Consider the following 4,249-nt stretch of genomic DNA (forward strand, 5'->3'; position numbering starts at 1 on the left):
GGCGGTGGCGGTGGCGGCGGCGTCTGGGATGTGGTGGCAGGCGCAGTCTAGGATGTAATTGCCATTGTCGGTGATGAAGGGTCTGCCGGGGGCACCGGCTTCGCGCAGCTTGATATCAGCAGAGCTACAGCCCGTGGCGCGCAGGGCATCAAACACTTTTTTCGCCGTGATGGTAAAGCCAAAGCTGGTGACTTCCACGGGCAGAGGAAATGCGCCTAAATCTTTGACGAGCTTTGACTTATCGGCAATCACCACCAGATGGTCGGTGGCGTGGGCGATGATTTTTTCCCGCAATAAGGCCCCGCCCCCGCCTTTGAGCAGATTGAGATATTGGTCGACTTCATCAGCGCCATCCACCGTCACATCAATCCGGTCGGCTTGGTCGACTTCGATTAAGGGAATGCCAAGGCTGGCGGCTAGGCGGCGGCTTGCCTCGGACGTGGGGATTGCGCCAATCGAGAGGCCCTCTCGCACGCGTTCGCCCAACATGGAGATGAAGTGATTGGCGGTAGAGCCTGTGCCCAGGCCCACAATCATGCCGTCTTCGACATATTCAAGCGCGGCAGCAGCGGCCTGCATCTTGGCAAAGTCAGGGCCGGTCACGCGCCCTCCCCCTTGGCTTTCAGCGCTTTGGCAGCCGCCTTGCGGGCGCGAAACTTGGTGGCCCAGCCTTCCAGATTGCGCTGGTCGGCCCGCTCTAGGCCCAAAGCCCCGGGCGGCACGTCCTTAGTGATGGTAGAGCCTGATCCCGTCATCGCGCCCTCGCCAATGGTGACGGGGGCAACCAACATCGTGTCAGAGCCGATAAAGGCATTGGCCCCGATCTCTGTATGATATTTGTCAAACCCGTCATAATTACAGGTGACGGTGCCGGCCCCAATATTGGTCTTAGCCCCCACGGTAACATCGCCCAGATAGGTGAGATGATTGGCCTTGGCCCCTGCCCCGATCTTGGCCTTTTTCGTCTCAACAAAATTGCCAATATGGGCATTTTCGCCAATGTCGCTGCCCGGACGGATGCGGGCATAAGGCCCGATCAAGGCCCCTTTGCGGATGAGGCAGTCTTCCAAATGCGAGAAGGCGCGGATCACGGCCCCGGTTTCCACCACCACTTTGGGCCCAAACACCACATGGGGCTCTACCGTCACATCATTGGCGATCTGTGTGTCATGGGAGAAATAGACCGTGTCGGGCGCAGTCAGGGTCACCCCGGCCACCATCGCCTCATGGCGCTTGCGGGCTTGGAATTGGGCTTCGGCTTGGGCCAGTTCCACCCGGCTGTTGACGCCCAAAACCTCGTCCTCGGTGCCGGGGACGGCGGTGGCGCGAAGGCCGCGTGCACGGGCCAAGGCCACCACATCGGTCAAATAATATTCGCCCTTGGCATTGTCATTTTTAACCTCTGCCAAAAGCTCAAACAGCAAGGGTGCGGGGGCAGCCAAAACGCCAGAATTACATAAGCGCACCGCCAATTGTTCGGGGCTTGCCTCTTTAGCCTCCACAATCGCATCGAGGTCGCCCGAGGCATTTAGGATCAAGCGGCCATAGGCGCCGGGGTCTGCGGCCTCAAAGCCTAAGACGGAGACGGCATAGCCTTGGGCGAGGCTGTCAAACACTTGGGCGGCGGTCTCGGTGCGGATCAAGGGCGTGTCGGCATAGAGCACGATGGCATCGCCCTCAAAACCTTTAAGCGCCTCGCGCGCCGCATTCACGCCATGGGCAGTGCCCAGTGGGGGGTCCTGCAGTGCCGTAGTGCCGGGGCCAAGGCTGGCTTCTGCCACGAGCTTGGCATCTGGATTATGGCTGCCAACCACCACAATGATCTTTTCACAGCCCAAGCTTTGGGCCAGAGCAATCGTCCAAGCCATCATGGGGCGGCCGCCCACGGGGTGGAGGACTTTCGACAAGCTCGACTTCATACGTGTGCCGTGTCCAGCTGCAAGAATAATAGCGGCGCGCGCGCGAGACATGGGATTTCCTTCCAGGATGCAAGTGCTGATTCGGCTTGTGCCCAAACGTCTAGCCTTCTAGCCGTCGAACGGGCAGACAGGCCAGAGGCCAAACAGAAAAACCTTTCTGTGCGGCCATGTCGATGAACCAAAGGAAGATGGAAATGCGCGGAATGGATGGGCTGGCGATCTCCTTTGATCTGGACGGCACCTTGGTGGATACCGCGCCGGATTTGGTGCGCGCGACCAATGCCGTCATGGTGCGCGCAGGCCTGCCCCAGATTTCATTGACCAGCGTGCGCGGCATGATCGGCCAAGGTGCCCGCGCCTTGGTGATTAAGGCAGGCCTTGCCGCAGGTGTCAGCTTTGATGACGAAACCTTGGCCGCCCATGTCGCCTATTTCCTCGAAGTCTATCAAGCCGGCCTAACGCAAGAAAGCGTACCGTTTGACGGGGTGATAGACACGCTGGAGGCCCTATCGGCCAAAGGGGCGATCTTAAGCGTCTGCACCAATAAGCCCGCCCATCTGGCCCAACCCGTGCTGGAGGCCTTTGATATGGTACGCTATTTTAAGGCTATCGTCGCCAATGGGCAGGCAGGGGTGAATAAGCCCGATGGCCGCCATTTAACCTATACGATTGAGGCCAGTGGCGGCAGCGTAGACCATGCCCTGATGGTGGGCGACAGCATCACCGACCTGCAGGCCGCGCGCAATGCCTCTATCCCCGTGGTGTTGGCAACTTTTGGCTACACCATAGAAAAAGCGTCCGCCTTGGGGGCGGACGCTATATTCGATCATTATCATGAGCTGCCTGATCTGATCGAGCAACTCTTGATAAAATGATTATGCGGCTTCAGTCACGGCGCGGCGACGTGGCAAACCATTGACCATGTCAGAGCGCACATCGGTACGGCCCGAACGCATGGCTGGCACGAAACCTTCTTCAACCAGATCAACGCTCACGTCATAGCCGCGCTCGCGCCAATACTCTTGAATCTTCAGCTTCAAACGTCGTGCGCCGTCGTTCGTGCAAAAATCGCCTTCCATTTTAGTCCTCATTTTTTCTGTTTTTGATTGGTTGAGACAAACCCACAACGAGCATCGGTTTGTTTTGGATGGCGGCTTTAACTACACAAACCTGTCACATTCAAGGCAAAAATCGACGAATTTTAAGCGGCCTTCGAACACCAAAAAATCATCAAATTAGGGCTTGACATCAGATTTTCTCAACATGTCCCAAATTCGCGAAAAATAGCGGTAGAAAATTGCAGATTTGTAAGATTGTGCAGAATTTTTTTGGCCAAAATGGGCCGATTTCCATGAATCGCTTAAGGCCATTTGCTTTATTTTTACTGATCATAGGTGCATTGCAATTTTGCATGGAACCGATTGCGGGCGGCGATTCAGGGCTAAAAACTGCCTAAATGGCCGTTCTTATCGAATAAGTGCAGTGGCGCGGCCTCATTTTGCGTTCCCCTATTGATTCCCGTGTGCGCGGATCTGGGGATAGGATAGCTAAACTTTGGCGCTGTTTCCGGCCAGTTTTTTTGCGCTCCATCCGGTCACGATTGGCACCTCGCCCCCTTGACGGGATCGCCGCCAAGCTTCATGACGCCGCCTCTCGCACGCGGGTTGACCAAACCCTGTCGCGGACGGGCGATTAGCTCAGCGGAAGAGCACTGCATTCACACTGCAGGGGTCACTGGTTCAATCCCAGTATCGCCCACCATTTTTGACCCCCGCGCGTAATGCGGTTCCGGTATCAAACACCAGCCATGCGCTTTGCGCATTAGGGTGCATTCCCTCAGGAATGCACCGTCTTCCAACAACGCCTGAATTTGTTTGCGGTGGCATGGTCGGCGGGAAAAGGTGCATTCCCACGGGAATGCACCCTACACAACGCCGCGCCCTCATTGGCGTCAGTCCCGCTTGAGGCCCCCCCCCTGTGTGCATCGAGAAAAACCCATGCTAGTCTCGCCCCATCTGGAGCACGCTGATTGGGTTTAGGGGTTGAGAGGGCATATGTCGTTTAATCGAAAACGGTTTTGGCTTGGACCTCTCTTTGCCATGGCTTTGGCCGTGGCAGGATGTGCGAGCGATCCGCTCTTGCTTAAAATTGTTGGCGCGCCCGAGGCCCTCAATCACGGCAAGCTTAACGCCACGATCGACGCTCAACCCATCTCTGATTTGCCGGGTGGCGGTATGCTGTATGCGACAGATCGTGCGCCAGTTGGGCAAGGCGAAAGCGGGTTTTATGGCAGTGGGCGCAGCCAAGCCTTGCGGGTTGGGCTCGCGAAA

The 4,249-nt window shown here is 57.0% G+C and carries 5 protein-coding genes and 1 tRNA gene; 3 read left to right on the forward strand and 3 right to left on the reverse strand.

The features are described 5' to 3' along the window. Both rpiA and glmU read right to left on the reverse strand, forming a co-directional pair. The coding region (rpiA, locus tag IOB61_RS09860; RefSeq protein WP_290815804.1) for a ribose-5-phosphate isomerase RpiA at window positions 1–603 on the reverse strand (603 nt) is incomplete at its 3' end. After that, complete coding sequence (gene glmU / locus IOB61_RS09865; protein WP_290815807.1) at window positions 600–1,970, reverse strand: bifunctional UDP-N-acetylglucosamine diphosphorylase/glucosamine-1-phosphate N-acetyltransferase GlmU; 1,371 nt, start codon at window positions 1,968–1,970, stop codon at window positions 600–602. The genes rpiA and glmU, both read right to left, overlap by 4 nt. Before the next feature lie 143 nt (window positions 1,971–2,113). Between glmU and IOB61_RS09870 the strand changes: the two genes are divergently transcribed. Then, a complete protein-coding gene (locus IOB61_RS09870) occupies window positions 2,114–2,794 on the forward strand; it encodes an HAD-IA family hydrolase (protein ID WP_290815810.1) in 681 nt (226 codons plus the stop codon). Here the strand turns inward: IOB61_RS09870 and IOB61_RS09875 are convergent, their stop codons facing one another. Beyond that, window positions 2,795–2,998: a phosphoglycolate phosphatase gene (locus IOB61_RS09875; RefSeq protein WP_085337917.1), complete on the reverse strand. Its 204-nt coding sequence runs from the start codon at window positions 2,996–2,998 to the stop codon at window positions 2,795–2,797. A gap of 607 nt (window positions 2,999–3,605) precedes the next feature. On the opposite strand from IOB61_RS09875, the gene IOB61_RS09880 reads away from it, so the two are divergent. Then, a tRNA-Val gene (locus IOB61_RS09880) sits at window positions 3,606–3,680 on the forward strand. Window positions 3,681–3,973: 293 nt separating this feature from the next. Continuing rightward, window positions 3,974–4,249, forward strand: a 276-nt coding sequence (locus IOB61_RS09885) for a hypothetical protein (RefSeq protein ID WP_290815815.1), incomplete at its 3' end; no start/stop codon positions are given.

Origin of the sequence: Aquidulcibacter sp. (assembly GCF_020253525.1) — a bacterium.
Lineage (GTDB): Bacteria > Pseudomonadota > Alphaproteobacteria > Caulobacterales > Aquidulcibacteraceae > Aquidulcibacter.

What these genes read in the sequence shown, in the direction of transcription:
- glmU (WP_290815807.1), bottom strand. Translation starts at nt 1,970, where the DNA reads ATGTCTCGCGCGCGCGCCGCTATTATTCTTGCAGCTGGACACGGCACA.
- IOB61_RS09870 (WP_290815810.1), top strand. Translation starts at nt 2,114, where the DNA reads ATGCGCGGAATGGATGGGCTGGCGATCTCCTTTGATCTGGACGGCACC.
- IOB61_RS09875 (WP_085337917.1), bottom strand. Translation starts at nt 2,998, where the DNA reads ATGGAAGGCGATTTTTGCACGAACGACGGCGCACGACGTTTGAAGCTG.